Annotated in this window: 21 protein-coding genes; 9 read left to right on the forward strand and 12 right to left on the reverse strand. The window is 73.9% G+C overall.

Annotation, left to right across the window (positions count from 1 at the left end):
* Positions 1–8: 8 nt before the first annotated feature.
* Positions 9–614 (reverse strand): hypothetical protein, encoded by a 606-nt coding sequence (locus tag ACYSMR_RS06280; RefSeq protein WP_461747697.1) that lies wholly within the window; start codon positions 612–614, stop codon positions 9–11.
* A 174-nt stretch (positions 615–788) separates the two neighbouring features.
* On the opposite strand from ACYSMR_RS06280, the gene ACYSMR_RS06285 reads away from it, so the two are divergent.
* Positions 789–1,406: a GNAT family N-acetyltransferase gene (locus tag ACYSMR_RS06285; RefSeq protein ID WP_461747698.1), complete on the forward strand. Its 618-nt coding sequence runs from the start codon at positions 789–791 to the stop codon at positions 1,404–1,406.
* A gap of 127 nt (positions 1,407–1,533) precedes the next feature.
* On the opposite strand, the gene ACYSMR_RS06290 is transcribed toward ACYSMR_RS06285, so the two are convergent.
* Positions 1,534–2,124, reverse strand: coding sequence for a CDP-alcohol phosphatidyltransferase family protein (locus ACYSMR_RS06290; protein WP_251334373.1), 591 nt, complete (start codon positions 2,122–2,124; stop codon positions 1,534–1,536).
* Positions 2,125–2,396: 272 nt separating this feature from the next.
* Here ACYSMR_RS06290 and ACYSMR_RS06295 point away from each other — a divergent pair, with 272 nt between their 5' ends.
* Positions 2,397–3,935, forward strand: a complete 1,539-nt coding sequence (locus tag ACYSMR_RS06295) for a SulP family inorganic anion transporter (protein ID WP_461747699.1) — start codon at positions 2,397–2,399, stop codon at positions 3,933–3,935.
* A 154-nt stretch (positions 3,936–4,089) separates the two neighbouring features.
* Complete coding sequence (locus ACYSMR_RS06300; protein WP_461747700.1) at positions 4,090–4,524, forward strand: VOC family protein; 435 nt, start codon at positions 4,090–4,092, stop codon at positions 4,522–4,524.
* A gap of 36 nt (positions 4,525–4,560) precedes the next feature.
* Here ACYSMR_RS06300 and ACYSMR_RS06305 read toward each other — a convergent pair whose 3' ends face one another.
* From ACYSMR_RS06305 to ACYSMR_RS06315, 3 genes are read right to left on the reverse strand one after another with little or no spacing between them, the layout of a single operon-like run.
* Positions 4,561–5,112 carry a DinB family protein gene (locus ACYSMR_RS06305; RefSeq protein ID WP_461747701.1) on the reverse strand — a complete coding sequence of 184 codons (552 nt, stop codon included), beginning with the start codon at positions 5,110–5,112 and terminating at the stop codon, positions 4,561–4,563.
* Between the two features lie 9 nt (positions 5,113–5,121).
* Complete coding sequence (locus ACYSMR_RS06310; protein WP_461747702.1) at positions 5,122–5,298, reverse strand: hypothetical protein; 177 nt, start codon at positions 5,296–5,298, stop codon at positions 5,122–5,124.
* Positions 5,295–5,828, reverse strand: coding sequence for a hypothetical protein (locus ACYSMR_RS06315; RefSeq protein ID WP_251334378.1), 534 nt, complete (start codon positions 5,826–5,828; stop codon positions 5,295–5,297). Before ACYSMR_RS06315 ends, ACYSMR_RS06310 begins: the two co-directional genes overlap by 4 nt.
* A 93-nt stretch (positions 5,829–5,921) precedes the next feature.
* Here ACYSMR_RS06315 and ACYSMR_RS06320 point away from each other — a divergent pair, with 93 nt between their 5' ends.
* Both ACYSMR_RS06320 and ACYSMR_RS06325 read left to right on the forward strand, forming a co-directional pair.
* The gene (locus tag ACYSMR_RS06320; protein WP_461747703.1) at positions 5,922–6,635 is read left to right on the forward strand and encodes an HAD family hydrolase; all 714 of its coding nucleotides are present in this window, start codon (positions 5,922–5,924) and stop codon (positions 6,633–6,635) included.
* Positions 6,632–7,291, forward strand: coding sequence for an HAD family hydrolase (locus ACYSMR_RS06325; RefSeq protein ID WP_461747704.1), 660 nt, complete (start codon positions 6,632–6,634; stop codon positions 7,289–7,291). The genes ACYSMR_RS06320 and ACYSMR_RS06325 overlap by 4 nt, the downstream gene beginning before the upstream one ends.
* A gap of 150 nt (positions 7,292–7,441) precedes the next feature.
* On the opposite strand, the gene ACYSMR_RS06330 is transcribed toward ACYSMR_RS06325, so the two are convergent.
* Positions 7,442–8,980 (reverse strand): DEAD/DEAH box helicase, encoded by a 1,539-nt coding sequence (locus tag ACYSMR_RS06330; protein WP_461747705.1) that lies wholly within the window; start codon positions 8,978–8,980, stop codon positions 7,442–7,444.
* Between the two features lie 400 nt (positions 8,981–9,380).
* On the opposite strand from ACYSMR_RS06330, the gene ACYSMR_RS06335 reads away from it, so the two are divergent.
* Entirely contained in the window at positions 9,381–9,776 is a 396-nt protein-coding gene (locus ACYSMR_RS06335; protein ID WP_251334382.1) for a hypothetical protein, read from the forward strand.
* Positions 9,777–9,960: 184 nt separating this feature from the next.
* On the opposite strand, the gene ACYSMR_RS06340 is transcribed toward ACYSMR_RS06335, so the two are convergent.
* Positions 9,961–10,833 (reverse strand): D-hexose-6-phosphate mutarotase, encoded by an 873-nt coding sequence (locus tag ACYSMR_RS06340; protein ID WP_461747706.1) that lies wholly within the window; start codon positions 10,831–10,833, stop codon positions 9,961–9,963.
* A gap of 92 nt (positions 10,834–10,925) precedes the next feature.
* Positions 10,926–12,371, reverse strand: a complete 1,446-nt coding sequence (locus ACYSMR_RS06345) for an alanine/glycine:cation symporter family protein (protein WP_251334384.1) — start codon at positions 12,369–12,371, stop codon at positions 10,926–10,928.
* Positions 12,372–12,555: 184 nt separating this feature from the next.
* On the opposite strand from ACYSMR_RS06345, the gene ACYSMR_RS06350 reads away from it, so the two are divergent.
* Both ACYSMR_RS06350 and trmB read left to right on the forward strand, forming a co-directional pair.
* Complete coding sequence (locus ACYSMR_RS06350; protein WP_461747707.1) at positions 12,556–13,164, forward strand: LOG family protein; 609 nt, start codon at positions 12,556–12,558, stop codon at positions 13,162–13,164.
* Positions 13,165–13,168: 4 nt separating this feature from the next.
* On the forward strand, positions 13,169–13,996 hold the full coding sequence (trmB, locus tag ACYSMR_RS06355; protein ID WP_461747708.1) for a tRNA (guanosine(46)-N7)-methyltransferase TrmB: 828 nt from the start codon (positions 13,169–13,171) through the stop codon (positions 13,994–13,996).
* Positions 13,997–14,117: 121 nt separating this feature from the next.
* Here trmB and ACYSMR_RS06360 read toward each other — a convergent pair whose 3' ends face one another.
* The 4 genes from ACYSMR_RS06360 to dnaK form a co-directional block, all read right to left on the reverse strand.
* Complete coding sequence (locus ACYSMR_RS06360) at positions 14,118–14,567, reverse strand: heat shock protein transcriptional repressor HspR (protein ID WP_251334387.1); 450 nt, start codon at positions 14,565–14,567, stop codon at positions 14,118–14,120.
* Position 14,568: 1 nt separating this feature from the next.
* Positions 14,569–15,576 carry a DnaJ C-terminal domain-containing protein gene (locus tag ACYSMR_RS06365; RefSeq protein ID WP_325746685.1) on the reverse strand — a complete coding sequence of 336 codons (1,008 nt, stop codon included), beginning with the start codon at positions 15,574–15,576 and terminating at the stop codon, positions 14,569–14,571.
* Positions 15,577–15,716: 140 nt separating this feature from the next.
* The gene (locus ACYSMR_RS06370) at positions 15,717–16,349 is read right to left on the reverse strand and encodes a nucleotide exchange factor GrpE (RefSeq protein WP_374238525.1); all 633 of its coding nucleotides are present in this window, start codon (positions 16,347–16,349) and stop codon (positions 15,717–15,719) included.
* Entirely contained in the window at positions 16,346–18,202 is a 1,857-nt protein-coding gene (gene dnaK, locus ACYSMR_RS06375; RefSeq protein ID WP_251334390.1) for a molecular chaperone DnaK, read from the reverse strand. Before dnaK ends, ACYSMR_RS06370 begins: the two co-directional genes overlap by 4 nt.
* A 294-nt stretch (positions 18,203–18,496) precedes the next feature.
* Here dnaK and ACYSMR_RS06380 point away from each other — a divergent pair, with 294 nt between their 5' ends.
* Positions 18,497–19,090 (forward strand): uridine kinase family protein, encoded by a 594-nt coding sequence (locus ACYSMR_RS06380; protein ID WP_251334391.1) that lies wholly within the window; start codon positions 18,497–18,499, stop codon positions 19,088–19,090.
* Positions 19,091–19,095: the final 5 nt, after the last annotated feature.

Below are 19,095 nucleotides of genomic sequence, written 5' to 3' on the forward strand. Positions count from 1 at the left end.
CGGCGGGCTCACGCCCGCCCGGTCTCCCACGGGCCCGCCGGGACGGGCGGTCCGCGCCCGCGCTCCGGGGACAGGCCCCGCCACACCGGTGCGGGAGGCTCCGGCGGGGGCGGGCAGGGCCTCGGGGTCCCGAGCGGCAGCCGGGGTGGGCGGGACGGGGCGAGCAGGGGCCGCAGCCACTCCAGGGCCCACCACAGGCCGGCCTCGGCCCGGGACAGCAGCACCGCGGTGACCGCGGCCGCCAGGACGTGCCCGCCGAGCATGGCCAGCCCCGGCCCCGTCAGCTCGTGGCCCCCGGCTCCGGGGGCGAGCCCCGGTAGGCACGACGGGGCGGTGGGATCCACCGGGTGGCTGTGCCCGCCGGCGGAGCAGGCCGTGGGGGCGGAGAGCACGGTGAACGCCTCGTGCAGGCCCAGCTGGGCGATGCCCACGATCGCCAGCATCCGGGCCGGCGTCAGCCGGTGCCCGGCCAGCCAGGCCACCGGGCCCAGCACGCACGACGCCACACCGAGCAGGAGGAGCGGGGGCAGGAGGGTGCCGCCGCCGAGCAGGTGACCCGCGACGGCCAGGGAGGTCACGGTGGCCGTCACGAGCAGCGCTCGGAGCAGTCGCACAGGGGCACGCCGCCTCATCCGCTGCCCTCCACCGTGCGCGTCACCAGGTCCGGCGGGAACTCGCACCGGTCCCGCCCCCACGAACCTACCCGCAGCCCGCCGCAGCGGGAAAAGCGGCCACGTGCACTCCCGGGCACGGGGCCCCGGCCGGAGGGCCTTCGCTAGCCTGGCGGCATGGACTTCCTCGCGATCCCCACGCTCACCGGTGCCCTCACCACGCTCGAACCGCTGGCGCCCGAGCACGCCGGGGAACTGGCCGAGGCGGTCGCGGAGGAGGACCTGCACGAGCTCTGGTACACCCGCCTGCCCTCCCCCGGGGGGATGGTCGCCGAGATCGAGCACCGGCTGGACCGGCACGCCGCAGGCCAGGTGGTCCCCTGGACGATCCGCCGCACCAGTGACGGCCGGGCCGTCGGCATGACGACGTTCCTCAACATCCGCCCCGACCACCGGCGCCTGGAGATCGGCTCCACCTGGATCGCCCCCAGCGCCCAGGGCACGGGGGTCAACACCGAGGCCAAGCTGCTGCAGCTGGCCCACGCCTTCGAGACCCTGGGCTGCATCGCCGTGGAGTTCCGCACGCACTGGCACAACCAGCGCTCCCGCCGCGCCATCGCCGCCCTGGGCGCCAAGCAGGACGGGGTGCTGCGCAACCACGACCTGTGGCGTGACGGGACCGTGCGCGACGTCGTCGTCTTCTCCGTCATCGACCGCGAGTGGCCCACCGTGCGGCTGTCCCTGACCGAGAAGCTGCGGGCCCGACGGGCACGGGCGGTGCCCCCCGCGCCCTGAGCAGGCCCCGCCCCGGCGCCTGCGGTCCCCGGAGGACGGCCCTGCTCGTCCCGCGCCGCCAGGACGGCGCCGCCCGCGTTCCGGCGCGGGCGGTGCCGTGTCGGTGCGCCGGTGCGCCGCGACGGTGCTATCCGGGCGGGGCCTGCCGGCCGGTGACCTGGCGGAAGTACTGCACGCCGGCCACCACGTGCAGCACGGCGGCGACCTGGACCAGGACGCGGCCGACGTCGACCACCGTGGCGCTGGAGAACGCGGGGCCCGCGAGGATGAGCACGGACCCGACCATCAGCGCCGCGGTCTTGACCTTGCCGGCCTTCGTCACGCGCAACGCGCCGAACGAGCTGTACCGCCACGCGGCGATGCCCACCACGACGTCCACGGCGACGACGACGACGAGCACCCACCAGGGGAAGAGCCCCACGACGCTCGCGGCGACCGCGATCGCCACGGTCCCCAGGCGGTCGGCGATGGGATCCATGATCTCCCCGACCCGGCTGCGCTGGTTCAGGGCCCGGGCCAGGACGCCGTCGACCCAGTCGGTCAGGGAGAAGGAGGCGACCAGCACCAGGGCACGGACGGGCTCGTCCTGGATGTCCAGGACGGCGAACACGGCCGGGACGATGAGGCAGAAGCGCACCACCGAGACGACGTTCGGCAGCGTGAGCCGGCGGTGGTAGTACGGCGACTCCACCGGCTCGGCCGTGTCCTGGTGCTCCATGGGTCCGTCCCGTTCCTCCCGCCGTGCCGCGCGGACCGGTCGGGGCCGCGCAGGCCCTGCTTCCGAGGGTAGGCCATGGGCCGCGCGCTCCGCCCGTCCGCGCCCGTCGGCGACGCCGGGCAGACCCGGCACCTTCCCCCAGCTCCGCTCCGGCGCCGGTCCGGCTCCGTCCTCCTCGCCCTTGTCGTCGTTGTCGTCGATGCTCACCTGAGGCTAGGGTTCGAGGGGCCCGCGGCCCGCCCCGCCCTCCCCTCGTCCCCAGGAGCTCCTGCATGTCCGCTGTCGCAGCGAACCGCCCGGTGGGCGGCCCCCACGCCCCCTCGCCGGAGCAGCGGCAGTCGGTGCGGGCCACGCTGAGGAATCCCCGGTGGTTGAAGACCGAGGTCCTGGCCGGGCTCGTGGTGGCCCTGGCCCTGATCCCGGAGGCGATCGCGTTCTCGGTCATCGCCGGGGTCGACCCCCGGCTGGGGCTGTTCGCGTCCTTCACCATGGCGGTGACCACCGCCGTCCTGGGCGGGCGCCCGGCGATGATCTCCGCGGCCACCGGGGCGGTGGCCCTGGTGATCGCCCCGCTGGTGGCCTCCCACGGGCTGGACCACTTCATCGCCGCCGTCATCCTCGCCGGGGTCCTCCAGATCGTCCTCGCCCTGATCGGCGCTGCGAGGTTGATGCGCTTCGTGCCCCGGTCGGTCATGGTCGGCTTCGTCAACGCCCTGGCCATCCTGATCTTCACCTCCCAGGTGCCCGAGCTGATCGGGGTGCCCTGGGTGGTGTACCCCCTGACGGCCGTGGGTCTGCTCATCGTGTTCGTCTTCCCGAAGCTCACCACCGTGGTGCCGGCACCGCTGGTGGCCATCGTGGTGATCACCGCCATCGTGGTGCCCCTGGGCCTGGAGGTGCCCACCGTCGGGGACAAGGGCGAACTGCCGGACTCCCTGCCCTCCCTGGTCCTGCCCGACGTGCCCTTCACCCTGGAGACGCTGCGGATCATCGCCCCCTACGCCCTGACCATGGCGCTGGTGGGGCTGCTGGAGTCGCTGATGACCGCCAAGCTCGTCGACGACGTCACCGACACCCGCTCGGACAAGACCCGCGAGTCCTGGGCCCAGGGCGTGGCCAACGTCGTCACCGGGTTCTCCGGGGGCATGGGCGGGTGCGCGATGATCGGCCAGACCATGATCAACGTGCGCGCCTCCGGGGCCCGCACCCGGATCTCCACGTTCCTGGCCGGGGTCTTCCTGCTCATCCTCGTCGTCGCCCTGGGCGAGGTCGTCGCCGCCATCCCCATGGCCGCGCTGGTGGCGGTCATGGTCTTCGTCTCCTGGGCCACCTTCGACTGGCACTCCATCCGCCCGGCCACCCTCGCCCGGATGCCCGTGGCGGAGACCCTGGTGATGGCCTCCACCGTCGCCGTGACGGTGTGGACCCACAACCTCGCCCTGGGCGTGGTGGTCGGGGTGCTCGTGGCGATGGTCGCCTTCGCCCGCCGGGTCGCCCACCTGGTCTCGGTGGACCGGACCGTCGAGCAGCGCGACGGGAAGGACACCGCCGTCTACACCGTCCACGGGGAGCTGTTCTTCGCCTCCTCCAACGACCTCTACACGATGTTCGACTACGCCAACGACCCGCAGCAGGTCGTCATCGACCTCACCGGCTCCCACCTGTGGGACGCCTCCACCGTCGCCGCCCTGGACTCGGTGACCGGCAAGTACGCCCGCTACGGCAAGGACGTGCGCATCGTGGGCCTGAACCAGCCCAGCCGCCGCATGCGGGCACGCCTGTCCGGGACGCTCCACACCGGCGGCCGCTGAGCCCGGGGCGAGCGCTCCGCCGAGCGTGCCCGACCGCCCGCGGGCGGCGGGGGGGGGCGCCCCCCTGACGCCGAGGGGCGGCCGCGCCCTACGCTGGGTCGTCAGGCGCCCTGCGCCCTCGTCCCGGCCCGATGCGACACCCCAGGAGCCCGCCATGGATCCCCGCGTCCACTTCGTCACCCTCGCCACCCCGGACCTCGACGCCGCCCGGGACTTCTACGGGCGCGGACTGGGCTGGGCGCCCCTGCTCGACGTCCCCGGGGAGATCCTGTTCTTCCAGGTGGCGCCCGGCCAGGTGCTCGCCCTGTTCGACGCCGCGAAGTTCGCCGCTGACCTCGGCCGTCCCGCCGGCGTGCCGGCCGGTGCGTCCGGGGTGACGCTCGCGCACAACGTGGGCGGACCCGACGAGGTGCGCGCCGTGGTCGAGGCGATGGCGGCCGCGGGCGGGACCGTGTTCACGTCCCCGCGGCCCGGGGCCTTCGGTGGCGTCTTCCACGCCCACGTCGCGGATCCCAACGGGGTCGTGTGGGAGATCGCGCACAACCCGGGGTGGCGCGTCGACGACGACGGGACCGTGCACCTGGGCTGACCGCCCGCCGGGGTGCGCCGGGACCTCCCCGCCGGCTCAGCCGCGGACGTCGAAGCGCAGGTGGTGCTCGACGTCGTGCAGGAAGTAGGCGGCGAAGCTGGCCACGGTGAAGTCCTTGCCGTCGCCGCGGCGGGCGGGCCGGGACCACTGCTCGTCGCCGACGGCGTCGAAGGCGTCCGCCGTGGCGCGCAGCTCCTGGGCCAGCTGCCCGGAGACCTCGTAGGGGTCCTGCAGGTTGTACCGGTCCGCGACCGCGGCGGCGTCCTGGTCCCAGTCGGGGAAGACGGGGTCCTCCTCGGTGAGCATGAGCCGCAGCCGCTCCCGGAACACGCGGCAGAGGTCGCGGACGTGGCACGCGTACTCGAGCGGGGACCACGTGCCCGGCCGGGGACGGTCCGTCATGCCGAGCCGGTCGAGGACCGCGGCCCACCGCTCGGTCGTGGCGCGCACGCGCTCTCCCGTGGTCGTGACGTCGAACCCCGGGTCGAAGCCGCAGTCGGCGCACCCCTCGGTGAGGACCACGGTCCAGTCCTTGGTCTCGGTCGGAACGGGCGAGGTGTCGGGGATCTCGGGTCGCTCGGCGCTCATGCGGCCAATCTACCGGGACGTCCGCCGGGTGCCGAGCGGCAGGAGCCGGGACGGGCGGCGCCTCCCGGCCACCGCGGCCATGAGCGAGGCGAACGCCATGAGGGCGGCGCTGAGGAGCAAGGACTGCCGGCCGTCGAGGCGGACCAGCCCCGCGCACGGCCCGGCGAGGCGGGCCGGGCCGCTCACCACCCCTGCCGGTCCAGGATCTCGTCCTCGGTGAGCGGTTCCCCGCGCTGGATGCGCCGGGTCCGGCGCCGGTCGGCCGCGGCGAGGACCAGGGCGGCGCTCGCCGCCACGAACGAGAGGATGCCGAGGGTGTTGGCGAACCCGGCGGACAGCCCCAGCAGCCCGGGGCCGGTGACCCGGGTGAGGAGGGAGGCGCCGGTGCCGCCGACCCGGTCGGGCAGCACCGCCCCGAACGCGAGGACGACCCCCCACGCCGTGAGCGTCGTGAGCGTCGAGCGCAGGGACGCGGCGGCCGGCGCGTGCGCCCGGGCGTCCCCGCGCAGGACCACGGCCGCGGCCGCGAGCAGGACGGTCAGCGGGGCCGCGAGCAGCGCGGCGTAGAGGAGCACGAGGTCCCCGGCCGCACCGGCCAGCCCGCGCCCGGCGGCGACCCAGACGCCGAGCACGAGCGCCGCCGGCAGCGCGAGGACGGGGACGGCCCGCTGCACGCCCGAGGAGCGGCGCGGGACGGGGTCGAGGGGTGCGTGCACGCGCGCCAGTCTACGTCCGGCCCCGCGCGCCCGGCCCGGGCCTGCCGGGCGCGGGCCGGGGGCCCGGGAGGACGCCCCGCTAGGCTGGAGCACATGTCGTCCCCCGCCTTCCCGCACGCCGTCCTCTTCGACCACGACGGCACCCTCGTCGACACCGAGCCCCTGTGGGACCGCGCCAAGCAGAACCTCGCCGCCGAGCACGGCCTGGTCTGGACCCCCCAGGACACCGACGCGACCCTGGGCCGGCCGGTCGCCGAGACGATTTCCCGGATGCAGCGGATCGGGGTGCCGCTCGATGACCGCGCCCTGTTCCAGGCGGTCTTCGAGCACAGCATCCGGGTCCTGGAGGGCGCGGAGCTGTCCTTCATCGAGGGCGTGGACGCCCTGCTGCAGGACCTGGCGGCCGCGGGGATCCCGGCGGCCATCGTCACCAACGCGACCTCCGCGATGGCCCGGCACACCGCGTCCACGGCCCCGGCAGGCCTGTTCCGGGTCCTGATCGGCACCGACGAGTACGCGCAGGGCGTGCGGCCCAAGCCCGATCCGGACGCCTACCTGACCGCCGCGCGGCGGCTCGGGGTGGATCCCGCCCGGTGCGTCGTGGTCGAGGACTCCCCCGCGGGGGCGGCCGCGGGCGTCGCGGCGGGCATCCCCACGGTCGTGGTCCCCGGCGAGCAGCCCGTCGAGCCCGGCGCCGGCGTGCTGCACCTGTCCTCCCACCGGGAGCTCACCCTGGAGCTGCTGCGGTCCCTGGACCCGCAGGCCCCGTCGTCGCCCTTCCACCCCGCCCAGGAGGCCCGCCCGTGAGCTCCCCCGGATTCCCCGCCGCCGTGCTCTTCGACCACGACGGCACCCTCGTGGACTCCGAGCCGCAGTGGGCGGTGGCCAAGCGCGCGGTCGCCGCCCGCTACGGCGTGGGGTGGAGCACGGAGGACGACCTCGCGACCCTGGGCAAGACCGTCCCCACGTCCGCGGAGCTGATGGTCCGGCGCGGCGCGGCCGGCACGGTCGAGGGCATCACCGCCGAGCTGGGGCGGGAGGTGGCGGCCGCGCTCACGGGCGAGGTGCCGTTCCTGCCCGGGATGCGCGAGCTGCTGGCCGAGCTGGCGGAGGCCGGGATCCCGGGCGCGGTCGTCACCAACGCCCTCACCGTGGTCGCGGAGGGCACGGCCTCCGGGGCGCCGGGCGTGCTGGGCGTGGTCGTCTCCCAGGAGGACGTCGAGCACGCGAAGCCGCACCCGGAGCCCTACCTGCTCGCCGCCCGGCGGCTCGGCGTCGACCCGGCCCGGTGCGTGGCGGTCGAGGACTCGCAGACCGGCGCGGCCAGCGCCGCGGCCGCCGGGATGCCGGTGGTCGTGGTGCCGGGCGAGCTCACGGTGGCCCCCGCGCCGGGGCTCGTGCCCGTCCGGTCCCACACCGAGGTCACGCTGGCGTTCCTGCGCTCCCTCGACCCCTCCGCCTGACGGAGCCCGTCACCGGGCCCGCGGCCGTCGCGAGGACCCCGCCCGCCGCGTCGAGGGCGTCCCCGGTGTCCCGGACGACCGCGAGGGCGCACCTCCCGCTCCGGCGTGGTGCCGGTCGGCGGGTGGTGCGCCCTCGCGGACGCAGCGGGCTCAGCGCGTCGCGGTGCCCTGGGGGGCCGAGGCGCGGCGCGGGCTGCGGCTGCGGCGGCGCGCCGCCGCGGCCTGGGTGGCGCGGTCCGGCATGGACTCGGTGGAGTACGCCGGTGCTGCGGAGCGCGACGAGGCCGAGGAGCGGGACGGCGCGGAGGAGCGCGCCGGCGCCGCCGAGCGGGAGGCCGAGCCGGTGCCGGGGCGGGAGCCGCCGCGGTTGCCGCCCTCGGAGCGCTGGTCGCGGGAGGCGCTGCGCGGCTGGTCGGCACGGGTCTGGCCGCCGCGGCCGCGGCCGCCGCCCGAGCGGGCGCGTCCCTGGCCGGTGCGGGCGCCGCCGGAGCGGCCGCCGCCCTGGACCTGGACGGGCTGGGGCACGTAGTCGACCTTCTCGGCGCGCTCGCCGATCAGGTCGGCGACGACCTGCGAGCCGAGGGTCACGGCGTCGAAGTCCGCCGTGACGCCGGCGGCCTTCATGAGCTGCGTGACCTCGCGGCGCTCCTCCTTGGTGGCCACCGTGACGACGGAGCCGGAGGCGCCGGCGCGGGCGGTGCGCCCCGAGCGGTGCAGGTAGGACTTGTGCTCGGTGGGCGGGTCGATGTGCACGACCAGCTCGACCTCGTCCACGTGCACGCCGCGGGCGGCGACGTCCGTGGCCACGAGCACGCGCACCTCACCGGCGGAGAACTGGGCGAGGTTGCGGTCCCGGGCGTTCTGCGACAGGTTGCCGTGCAGGTCCACGGCGGGGATGCCCAGCTGCGTGAGCCGGCGGGCCATCTTCTTGGCGCGGTGCTTGGTGCGCGTGAACATCACGCGGCGGCCCGTGCCGGAGGCGAGGGCCTCGACGAGCTCCTGCTTCTCGTCCGCGTCCACGACGAGCACGTGGTGCTCCATGGTGGACACGGCGGCCTGCGGGGCGTCCACCGAGTGCTTGACCGGGTTGGACAGGAACTGCTTCACGAGCTTGTCCACGCCGCCGTCGAGCGTCGCCGAGAACAGCAGCCGTTGCCCACCCTGCGGGGTGCGCTTGAGGATGCGGGTCACCACGGGCAGGAAGCCCATGTCGGCCATGTGGTCGGCCTCGTCGATGACCGTCACCCGGACGTCGTCCAGGGTGAGGACGTTCTGCTTGAGCAGGTCCTCGAGGCGGCCGGGGCACGCGATGACGATGTCGGCGCCCTTGGCGAGCGCCTTCTCCTGGTTCTTCTGCGAGACGCCGCCGAAGATCACGGTGGTGGTCAGCCCGGCGGCCTCGGCCAGCGGGGCGATCGTCCGGTCGATCTGGGTGGCGAGCTCGCGGGTGGGGGCCAGGACCAGGCCGGTGGGCCGGTTCGGGCGGCGGGCGGCGCGGGCGCCGTTGCCGGTGAGCCCGGCGAGCCGGGACACCAGCGGCAGCGCGAACGCCACGGTCTTGCCGGAGCCGGTCCTGCCGCGGCCGAGCACGTCGCGCCCGGCGAGGGAGTCGGGGAGGGTCTTCTCCTGGATCGGGAACGCCGACTCGATGCCCTGCTGGGCGAGGACGGCGGAAAGGGCCTTGGGCACGCCAAGGTCGGTGAAAGTAGCCAAAACTGGGATACGTCTTTCGATCGGATGTCCCGGCAAGGGGGTAGCGCGCCGGGTTGCGCCGAATGACTCCTGGAGCCCCTAGGAGCGGGCAGAAACCGTCTGGAACGGTGCCGCGCGAAGAAGAACGGGGTGCTCGACGCCTGCCTGTTCCCCCGTCGTCGGGGCAACAGTGCCATGTGCAATACCGCCCACCCTACAGCACCGGCCGGTAACCGCTGCGGAAGTGTGGGCGAGAGCACGGTGGCGACCCCGTTCGGGCCCCGCCCGGACCCGCCGGGCCGGGCCGGGCCGGGTTTCTCCCGGCCCGGGGAACAACGCCCCTGATAGTGTCGTTGACGTCTCCACGAGCCCGCCCCCCTCCTGAAAGGACCCGACCATGAGCCTCTCCAACGCGATCCTGCGCGGCGTCTCCGGCGCCTACCTGCTCCAGTCCGGCTACGGCAAGAAGGACCTTCCCACCGAGGCCGCCGAGGGGCTCAAGCAGTTCGCCGCGACCGGCGTGCCGCAGTTCAAGGAGTGGGACGCGGACACCTTCGGCAAGTTCGTGGCGTACTCCGAGATCGGCATCGGCGCCGCCCTGCTGACCCCCTTCGTCAGCAAGCGCCTGGCCGGCCTGGCGCTCGGCGCGTTCTCCGCCGGGCTGCTGTCGCTGTACTTCAGCAACCCGGACATGACGCAGGAGGACGGCGTCCGCCCGAGCGAGGCCGGCGTGGGCCTGTCCAAGGACGTCTTCCTCGCCGCGATCGCCGCGGCCCTGGTGGTCTCCAAGTAGGGTCCTCGCCCCGCGCCGCCACGGGTGCCGCTCGTCCTGCGGGACGGGCGGCACCCGTTCTTCCGCGCTGCGGGCCGTGGCCCGGGACGCCGGAGGCGGCGGGAGGACGGCCCCGGACCCGCCGCCGTTCCGACCGTCCGGGTCGCACCGTCCGGGTCGCACCGTCCGGGTCGCACCGTCCGCGTCAGGCCGGCGACGCGCCCACGTCCCCGGCCGTGGCCTCGACCGACACCCGGTAGCCCATGGTGTGGGTCCGGCCCGGTTCCAGGTGCACGGCGTTGGCCAGGGCGTTGGCGCCCTCCACGCACACGAAGTCGGTCCAGCCGTCACCCACGTCGGGCTGCCCGGCGGCCTTCTCCGCCCACGGGTTCCACACCACGGCGTTCGCGGAGCCGGTCCTGCGGATCCGCAGGACGCGGCCGAGCTGCTCGTCGACGACGGCGACCTCCCCGGCCGAGTCGTAGACCCGGTCGGTCTCGCCCTCGAACGTCACCTCCCCCTCCTGCACGCACCCGTCCTCGCCCGTGACCTTGTCCCGGTAGGTCGCCCCGTCCAGCCCCTGGATCCGCACGTGCCGGATGTCGCCCACCACGAAGTAGGTGTGGAGCGCCTCCTCGAAGTCGAACGCGTGGTCGTCGGTGTTGGTGACGCTCAGCTCGAGCACGAGCTCGGGCCCGAAGCGCACGACGTACTCGGCCTCGAAGCGGTGCGGGAACAGCTCCCGGTGCGCCGGGTCCGTGACGTCCGCGTCGGAGAACCCGTAGACGACCACGGCCTCGTGGTCGGAGGACTCCCGCGTCAGGACGTGCCAGGGCAGCGTCCGGGCGAAGCCGTGCTTGGGCTCCGTCCCGCCCGAGGGCCCGTCGGCGAACCACGGGAAGCAGACGGGGACGCCGCCGCGGATGGGCCGGCCCCGCTCGAGGGCCGTGCTCGGGGACAGCCACAGCACCGGGGCGTGGCCCGTGGGGATCCATTCGACGACGTGGGCGCCCTGGTCGTGGACGGCGCCGGTCGCGTCCGCGCAGGAGAAGGGGCGGGGCTCGGGGAGTGGGTTCATGCCCCCAGGCTAGACGGAGGGCCCGGCCCCCGTCAGGAGGCCGGGCCCTCGGGCGCCCGGCGGTGCGGCGGTCGGCGCCGCCGCGCCCGGGCTCAGACGCCGGTGCGCTCGTAGGAGTCGATCGCCCCGGGGTGGCCCTCCATGAAGGCGTCGACCTGCCGGCGGTCGGCGCGCAGCTTCGGGTCGTTGCTCAGATAGTGCTTGGTCTCGCGGGCGACGAGGCCCGAGAGGATGAGCAGGCCGATGAGGTTGGGGATCGCCATCAGGCCGTTCATGACGTCGGCGAAGTTCCACACGACCGCCAGCGGGACGGTGCAGCCCACGTAGACGACCAGGGAGAACACCACGCGGTAGGGCATCACCGCGGCGCGGCCGAAGAGACGCTCCATGCACCGCTCGCCGTAGTAGGCCCAGCCGAGGATCGTGGAGTAGGCGAACATCACGAGGCCGACGGTGACGACGACGTGCCCCCACTGGCCGGGCAGGCCGTGCGTGAACGCGTCGCCGGTCATGGTCGCGGCGAACTCCCCGCCCTGCTCCCACACGCCGGTGGTGACGATGACCAGGCCGGTGCAGGAGACCACGATGATGGTGTCGATGAAGGTCTGGGTCATGGAGACCAGGCCCTGGCGGACCGGGTGGGTGGTCTGCGCGGCGGCGGCGGCGATGGCCGCGGAGCCCATGCCGGACTCGTTGGAGAAGATGCCGCGGGCCACGCCGTAGCGCACGGCCAGGGCCAGGGTGGAGCCGATGAACCCGCCCGTCGCGGCGGTGCCGGTGAACGCGTCCGTGAAGACGAGGACCAGCGCGGCGGGGATCTCCGTCACGTTGACGATGAGGATGTAGAGCGCCCCCAGGACGTAGAACAGGATCATGACCGGCACGAAGCCGGCGGTGACCTTGCCGATGGACTTGATCCCGCCCACGAGGACCACCAGGGTCAGGACCGTGAGCACGACGCCGGTGAGCCAGGTGGGGACGCTGAAGGAGCTCTCCAGGTTCGTGGCGATGGAGTTGCCCTGGGTCATGTTGCCGATCCCGAAGGCGGCCAGCGCCGCCGCGATCGCGAAGAACAGCGCCAGGAACTTCCCGAAGCCGTTGCGGATGCCGCGCTCGAGGTAGTACTGCGGGCCGCCCGAGATCTCGCCCTTGGCGTCCTTGGTGCGGAAGCGCACGGCCAGGAACGCCTCCGAGTACTTCGAGGCCATGCCGAACAGGCCGGTGACCCACATCCAGAACAGGGCGCCGGGTCCGCCGATGGAGATCGCGGTGGCCACGCCCACGATGTTGCCGGTGCCCACGGTCGCCGCGAGCGCGGTGGTGAGGGCCTGGAACTGGGAGACGTCGCCCTCCTCGGCGCCCTCGTCCTTGCGGTCGAACAGGGCCAGGCGCAGGGCGGAGCCCAGCTTGCGGAACTGGACGCCGCCGAGGCGCACCGTCAGGTAGACGCCGGTGAGCAGCAGCAGGGGGATGAGGACGTAGGGCCCCCAGATGATGCCGCCCAGCGTGCCGAGGGCGGTCTCAATGGTCTCGAGCATGTGGTCTCCCGTGGGTGTCGGGTGGATCGGGGAAGCGGGAACGGAACGGCTGTGATATCCGTCTCAGCCGCAGGCATTGAATCACACGTTGGGCCGTGCGCCGGACACCGGCCGGCCGGAACCCCCACATTCTGGTCCCGCGCCGTTTCCCGGCTGTTACGGCCGGACCCGGGACAATGGCCCCATGAGACTCGCCGTGTACACCGGGGCCTCCTTCGGCTCCGACCCCGCGTTCACCGAGGCCGCCCGGGCCTTCGCCACCACCCTCGCCCGCCGGGGCGTGGGCGTCGTCTACGGCGGCGGCCACGTGGGCCTGATGGGCGTCGTCGCCGACGCCGCGCTCGCCGCGGGCGGGGAGGTGATCGGGGTGATGCCGCAGTCCCTGGTCGACGACGAGACCGCCCACACGGGCCTGACCGAGCTGCGGGTCGTGCGGACGATGCACGAGCGCAAGGCGGAGATGGCCGCGCTCGCCGACGGGTTCGTCGCGCTGCCCGGCGGGCTGGGCACCCTCGAGGAGATCTTCGAGGCGTGGACCTGGCTCCAGGTCGGCGTGCACGCCAAGCCGGTCGGCTTCCTCAACGTCTCGGGGTACTGGACGCCGCTGCTGGAGGCGGTGGGCTCCATGGCCGCCGCGGGGCTGGTGCGCCCGCAGTACCGGGACGCCGCGGTGGTCGCCGAGGACGCCACCGGCATCCTCGCCCGGTTCGCGACCTGGGAGGCCCCGCGCCGGCGCTGGGCGGAGCCGCCCGTGCCCGGGGCCGCCTCCGGCGCCCGGGGCCCTAGGATGTAGGGCGATGACCGAGCAGACCCCCTCCCCCGCCGAAGAACCCGCCGACGAGCCTGCGCAGGAACCCGCGCAGGCGCCCGTCCCGGGTGCCGTCCCCGAGGCGTTCCACCGCCAGCCGTACTCCTTCGTCCGCCGCGGCGACCGCCTCACCGCCCGCCGGCAGAAGGCCTGGGACGACTGGGCCCCCACCCGTGTGCTGGACGTGCCGCGGGTGCGCACGGACACGTCGGTGCACCCGGACCACGACTTCGACGCCGCAGCGGCCTTCGGTCGCGAGGCACCCCTGGTGGTGGAGGTCGGCTCCGGGCTGGGCGAGGCGATCGTGGCCGCCGCCGCCGCGCACCCCGAGCGCGACTTCCTGGCCGTCGAGGTGTACAAGCCCGGCATCGCGGACCTGCTGCTCAAGGCCGGGCAGGCCGGCGTGGACAACGTCCGGGTGGTGCAGGCCAACGCCCCGGAGGTCCTGGAGCACCTGCTCGGGCCGGCCTCGGTGGAGGAGCTGTGGGTGTTCTTCCCGGACCCCTGGCACAAGACGCGCCACCACAAGCGCCGGCTCGTCTCGCCCGCGTTCGCGGAGCTCGCCGCCCGCGTGCTGCGCCCGGGCGGGCTGTGGCGGCTGGCCACCGACTGGCAGGAGTACGCCGTGGTGATGCGGGAGGTCCTCGACGCCTCCCCCCGCTTCGAGAACCTCCACCCGGGGCCGCTCGCCGACGACGAGCACCCCGACGTGGGCTGGGCCCCGCGCTGGGAGGGCCGGGTCCTGACCAGCTTCGAGCGCAAGGCGCAGGAGGCCGGCCGGATCCCGCGGGACCTCACCTACCGCCGCCTGCCGTGATCGCCGCGGCACCGGAGGGGGACGGCTTCGCCGCCGTCCCCCCAGCTGCTCCCCGCGCGGAGGCCCGGCGCGGGGGTCTGCGCGGCGTGCCTCCCGGCCCGGGCAGCCGGGCCCGGTCCTCTCAGCGCTCCTGCCGGCGCTCCGGCAGCGGGGGCCGGTAGAGCACGACGGCCTGGGAGACCTTGCGGGCCCGCGGGCGCGAGCCGCGGGCCATCCGCACGATGTCCCCGCCGACGCCGGCGGCGAAGATCCGGGAGGACTCCTCGGCCCGCTCGCGGGACTCCTCCAGCTCCTGGCTCAGCTCCGCGACCCTCGCCTGCAGCGCGGCGACCTGGTTCTCGAGCTGCAGGATCCGCCGGATGCCCTCGAGGGACACGCCCTGCTGGGAGAGCACCTGGATCTGCTGCAGCTTCTCGATGTCCCGCTGCGAGTAGCGGCGGGCCCTCCCCGGCGCCCGGGACGGCTTGACGAGGCCGAGCCGGTCGTACTGGCGCAGGGTCTGCGGGTGCATCTCGGCGATCTCCGCGGCCACGGAGATCACGAACAGCGGCTGGTCGGCGTCGAGGGCCATCTCAGACCCTGGCCTTCCGCGCCAGCTCCGCCCGCGGGTCCTCGCCCGCGGTCGCCTCGGCGAACGCCCGGACGGCGGCGCGGGCCGGCTCGTCCAGCTCGGCCGGCACGTGCACCTCGACGGTGACGATCATGTTGCCCGTGCCCTTGGCGGTGGCGAAGCCGCGGCCCTTCACGCGGAAGCGCCGGCCCGACGACGTGCCCGCGGGCACCTTGAGCTTCACGGCCGCGCCGTCCAGCGTGGGCACCTCGATGGTCGCGCCCAGGGCGGCCTCCGGGAACGTGATCGGCACGGTGAGCTCGACGTCGTCCGTGCCCTCCACGCGCGTGAAGACCGGGTGGGGGCTCACGTGCACCGTGACGTAGAGGTCACCGGGCCCGCCGGGGCCGGAGTGGCCCTTGCCGGCGAGCTTGAGCTTCTGCCCGTCGCGCACGCCGCGCGGCACGCGCACCGTGGTCTCCTGGCCGTTGCCGCGGCGCAGCTTGACCGTGGTGCCCTGGACCGCGGAGCGGAACGGGATGGTGGTCTCCGTGCGGATGTCCTCGCCGCGGGCCGGCGGGGCCTGGTAGCCGCCCGGGGCGCCGTAGCCGCCGGCGCCCCCGAACTGCGTGAACAGGTCCTCGAAGCCGCCGCCGCCCCCGAAGCCGCCGCCGGGGGTGCTGTAGGTGGTGCGGCGGCGTCCGCCGCCGCCGCTGAAGAGGTCGCCGAAGAGGTCCTCGAAGTTCGCGGACCCGCCGCCGCCACCGGGGCCGCCCGCGGTGAAGCGGGCGCCGGAGCCCATGGCGCGGATCGCGTCGTACTGCTTGCGCTCCTCGGGGTCGGAGAGCACGGAGTTCGCCTCCGTGATGTCCTTGAACCTCTTCTCGGCCTCCGCGTCGCCCTGGTTCTGGTCCGGGTGGTACTGGCGGGCGAGCTTGCGGTACGCCTTCTTGATGTCGGCGTCGGACGCGTCCTTGGAGACGCCGAGAATGCTGTAGAAGTCCTTGTCGATCCAGTCCTGGCTGGCCATGACGCCTCCTTTCTGGTGGGCCGGTCGGGGGCCCTGGGGACAGGGCCCGGACGGGAGTCCTGGGGTGGGTGCCGGGACGGCGAGGGGAGGCCCGCTGCCGGACCTCCCCTCCCGTCGCCCGGATCAGGCCGTGCCCGGCCTCACTCGGCGACCGCGACGGCGACCTGGGCCGGCCGCACGATGCGCTCGCCGATCTTGAAGCCGGAGCGCAGCACCATGGAGACCTGGTCGGGCTCGACCTGGCTGGTGGGCTGCTGCAGGACGGCCTCGTGGACGGTCGGGTCGAACTTCTCCCCGACCGCTCCGATGCGGGACAGGCCCTGGCGGACCAGGATCTCCTCGAGCTTGTTCGCGATGGACGCGAACGGGCCCTCCGAGAGGTCACCGGCCTGGCGGGCCGCGTCGATGTCGTCGAACACCGGCAGCAGCGCCTGCAGCAGGTCGCCCGTGACGAACGTGCGCAGCTGCTCCTTCTCGCGCGCCGTGCGGTGCTTGAAGTTCACGAACTCGGCCTGCAGCCGGCGCAGCTCCTCCAGGCGCTCCGCGGCGAGGGCGTCCGCCGCCGGCGCGCCCGCGGCCTCCGCGGACCCCGTCCGGTCGGCCGACTCGGCGTCGGAGGACTGGGGGGTGTCCAGGATGTCGTCGACGGTCAGCCCCTCCGGGCCGGCCTCGCCCCGGGGGGCCCGGTCGGCGCCGGAGTCCTGCGCGGCCTCGTCCGCGGCGCCGGGCGCCGGGTTCTGGTCGGGATCGGGTGTGGGGTCGGCCATGCTCACTTCTTCTCGTTCTCGTCGTCGACGACCTCGGCGTCGACGATGTCCTCGTCGCCGGCCGCGCCCGTGGCACCCGCACCGGGGGCACCCTCCGCGCCGTCGGCGGAGGGCTGCGCGTAGAGCGCCTCGCCGAGCTTGGTCTGGGACTGCTGCAGCTTCTCGTAGGCCGACTTCACGGCGTCGTCGTCCTCGCCCTCGAGCGCCTTCTTCAGGGCGTCGACGTCGCCGCGCACCTCGGACTTGACGTCCTCGGGCAGCTTCTCGTCGTTGTCCTTCAGCAGCTTCTCGATGGAGTAGGCCTGCTGCTCCGCGTTGTTGCGCAGGTCGGCGGCCTCGCGGCGCACCCGGTCGGCCTCGGCGTTGGCCTCGGCGTCCTTGACCATGCGCTCGATGTCCTCCTTCGACAGCGACGAGCCGCCGGTGATGGTCATCGACTGCTCCTTGCCGGTGCCCTTGTCCTTGGCGGACACGTGCACGATGCCGTTGGCGTCGATGTCGAAGGTGACCTCGATCTGCGGCATGCCGCGCGGGGCCGGGGCGATGCCGGTCAGCTCGAACGTGCCCAGGTTCTTGTTGTCCCGGGTGAACTGGCGCTCGCCCTGGAAGACCTGGATGGACACGGACGGCTGGTTGTCCTCGGCGGTGGTGAAGGTCTCGGACCGCTTGGTCGGGATGGCCGTGTTGCGCTCGATGAGCTTGGTCATCACGCCGCCCTTGGTCTCGATGCCCAGCGACAGCGGGGTCACGTCGATCAGCAGCACGTCCTTGCGGTCGCCCTTGAGCACGCCGGCCTGGATGGCGGCGCCGACGGCGACGACCTCGTCCGGGTTCACGCCCTTGTTGGGCTCCTTGCCGGCGAGACGCTGCACGGTCTCGGCGACGGCGGGCATGCGGGTCGAGCCGCCGACGAGGACCACGTGGTCGATGTCCGCCACGGAGATCCCGGCCTCGGCGATGACGTCCTTGAACGGCTTCTCGGTGCGCTCCAGGAGGTCGCGGGTGAGCTCCTCGAACTTGGCGCGGGTGAGGCGCTCGTCCAGGTGCACCGGGCCCTCGGGGGTCACGGAGAGGTACTGCAGGGAGATGTTGGTGCTGGTCGCGGAGGACAGCTCCTTCTTGGCCTGCTCGGCGGTCTCCTTGAGGCGCTGGAGGGCGATCTTGTCCTTGGACAGGTCCGCCCCGGTCTTGGACCGCACCTGCGACAGCAGCCAGTCGACGATGCGCTGGTCCCAGTCGTCGCCGCCCAGGCGGTTGTCACCGGCGGTGGCGCGGACCTGGATGGTCGAGAACTGGTCCTCGTCCTTGCCGACCTCCAGCAGGGAGACGTCGAAGGTGCCGCCGCCGAGGTCGAAAACGAGGATGAGCTCGTCCTCCTTGCCCTTCTCCAGGCCGTAGGCGAGCGCCGCGGCGGTGGGCTCGTTGACGATGCGCAGGACGTTCAGGCCCGCGACCTCGCCGGCCTCCTTGGTGGCCTGGCGCTCGGCGTCGTTGAAGTACGCCGGGACGGTGATCACGGCGTCGGTGACCTTGTCGCCGAGGTAGGACTCGGCGTCGGTCTTGAGCTTCATGAGGATGCGCGCGGAGATCTCCTGCGGGGTGTACCGCTTGCCGTCGATCTCCTTGGTCCAGTCGGTGCCCATGTGGCGCTTGACCGAGGCGATGGTGCGCTCCACGTTGGTCACGGCCTGGCGCTTGGCGATGTCGCCGACGAGGGTCTCGCCGTCCTTGGAGAAGGCGACGACCGAGGGGGTGGTGCGGTTGCCCTCCGCGTTGGCGATGACGGTGGGCTCGCCGCCCTCGAGCACCGCCACGCAGGAGTTGGTGGTGCCGAGGTCGATTCCTACTGCACGGGACATGCGAGTGTTCTCCTTCGTGTCGAGCTGAACCGGGCGGGCCGGGGGCCCGGGACCCGGAGGTCTCACTGCTTGAGTTTTCCTGGCTCAAGTCTGTCACATGAGCGCCGATTGTCAACCTAAGTTGAGTCGGGTCCGCTCAATTCAGGGGTCCGTCCCCGTCGACGGCCCCCACTCTTCCCGACGGCGCGCGGCGCGGCTTACAATGCCCGCTATGTATCCGATCGCACCCGTGCGCGTGGACGGCCCCCGACGTCCGCGCGCGGTCGCCGCCCGCCCCCGGGGACGCGACCGCAGGTGATCGACGTCGACCTCCAGCTGGACCCGGCGCTCGCCGCGTCCAACGCCGCAGGCATCGACCTGGCCCGCCTGCTCCCCAGCCCGAGCCGCCGCCCCTATCTCGTCGGCCTCGACGGCCGCTCGGGCGCCGGCAAGACCACCCTCGCCGAGCAGCTGTGCACGGTGCTGCGGCCCGTCCGGGACGTCACCGTCTTCCACCTGGAGGACCTCTACCCCGGCTGGGATGGGCTCGAGGCCGGGACCCGCGCCTACGTCGAGACCGTCCTGGCCCCGCTGCGGGAGGGCCGCGACGCCGAGTGGACGGCCTGGGACTGGATGACCGGCACCCCCGGCACCCCGCGGCTGACCCGCGTGGCCGAGGTCGTGGTGCTCGAGGGCGTGGGCGCCTGCAGCGCCGCGGCCCGCGAGCTGCTGGACGTCTCGGTGTGGGTGGAGCTGCCCACGGCCCTGCGCTACGACCGGGCCCTGAGCCGGGACGGCCACTACTACGCCAAGCACTGGGACCGGTGGGCGGCCCAGGAGGAGGCCTACCTCGCGGAGGACCCCGTGTGGGACCGGGTCGACATCCTGCACCCGGGCCCCGTGAGCTGAACGAC

The organism is Kocuria sp. U4B (genome assembly GCF_054875615.1).

Bases quoted from the DNA above. Each gene is read 5' to 3' on its own strand.
- ACYSMR_RS06290 (WP_251334373.1), bottom strand. From the start codon at position 2,124: ATGGAGCACCAGGACACGGCCGAGCCGGTGGAGTCGCCGTACTACCAC.
- ACYSMR_RS06365 (WP_325746685.1), bottom strand. From the start codon at position 15,576: ATGGCCAGCCAGGACTGGATCGACAAGGACTTCTACAGCATTCTCGGC.
- ACYSMR_RS06350 (WP_461747707.1), top strand. From the start codon at position 12,556: ATGAGACTCGCCGTGTACACCGGGGCCTCCTTCGGCTCCGACCCCGCG.
- dnaK (WP_251334390.1), bottom strand. From the start codon at position 18,202: ATGTCCCGTGCAGTAGGAATCGACCTCGGCACCACCAACTCCTGCGTG.
- ACYSMR_RS06360 (WP_251334387.1), bottom strand. From the start codon at position 14,567: ATGGCCCTCGACGCCGACCAGCCGCTGTTCGTGATCTCCGTGGCCGCG.
- trmB (WP_461747708.1), top strand. From the start codon at position 13,169: ATGACCGAGCAGACCCCCTCCCCCGCCGAAGAACCCGCCGACGAGCCT.
- ACYSMR_RS06345 (WP_251334384.1), bottom strand. From the start codon at position 12,371: ATGCTCGAGACCATTGAGACCGCCCTCGGCACGCTGGGCGGCATCATC.
- ACYSMR_RS06340 (WP_461747706.1), bottom strand. From the start codon at position 10,833: ATGAACCCACTCCCCGAGCCCCGCCCCTTCTCCTGCGCGGACGCGACC.
- ACYSMR_RS06305 (WP_461747701.1), bottom strand. From the start codon at position 5,112: ATGAGCGCCGAGCGACCCGAGATCCCCGACACCTCGCCCGTTCCGACC.
- ACYSMR_RS06300 (WP_461747700.1), top strand. From the start codon at position 4,090: ATGGATCCCCGCGTCCACTTCGTCACCCTCGCCACCCCGGACCTCGAC.
- ACYSMR_RS06335 (WP_251334382.1), top strand. From the start codon at position 9,381: ATGAGCCTCTCCAACGCGATCCTGCGCGGCGTCTCCGGCGCCTACCTG.
- ACYSMR_RS06295 (WP_461747699.1), top strand. From the start codon at position 2,397: ATGTCCGCTGTCGCAGCGAACCGCCCGGTGGGCGGCCCCCACGCCCCC.
- ACYSMR_RS06320 (WP_461747703.1), top strand. From the start codon at position 5,922: ATGTCGTCCCCCGCCTTCCCGCACGCCGTCCTCTTCGACCACGACGGC.
- ACYSMR_RS06285 (WP_461747698.1), top strand. From the start codon at position 789: ATGGACTTCCTCGCGATCCCCACGCTCACCGGTGCCCTCACCACGCTC.